Below are 396 nucleotides of genomic sequence, written 5' to 3' on the forward strand. Positions count from 1 at the left end.
AGAAGAAGCGCTGTTCTGGAGTAAATCCATCCTTCACACCCAACTTCTCTGTCTTCATCACATTCTGAAGTGCACGGAAAGCGATGTTCAAACCACCATTGTCACCGATGTTCTCACCCAGGGTCATCTGGCCGTTTACCTTCTTGCCAGCCAACTCAATCTTGTTGAAATGGTCAACCAGGATCTTGGTGCGAGACTCGAAGTTCTTCTTGTCAGCAGCAGTCCACCAGTTGTGCTGATTACCGGTCTTGTCAAACTGGCTGCCCTGATCGTCAAAGCCATGACTCATCTCATGACCGATTACACCACCGATACCACCATAGTTCATCGCATCATCGGCTGTCGGGTCGAAGAATGGAGGCTGGAGAATAGCTGCAGGGAAGCAGATCTCGTTGG

General features: G+C 50.0%; 1 protein-coding gene. It reads right to left on the reverse strand.

Going from position 1 to position 396, the window contains the following annotated elements; all coding sequences use genetic code 11:
• Positions 1 to 396 (reverse strand): M13-type metalloendopeptidase (locus D4A39_RS19355; RefSeq protein WP_147393979.1); only part of this gene is annotated, 396 nt, incomplete at both ends.

Origin of the sequence: Alcanivorax profundi (assembly GCF_003597125.1) — a bacterium.
GTDB classification, from domain to species: domain Bacteria; phylum Pseudomonadota; class Gammaproteobacteria; order Pseudomonadales; family Alcanivoracaceae; genus Alcanivorax; species Alcanivorax profundi.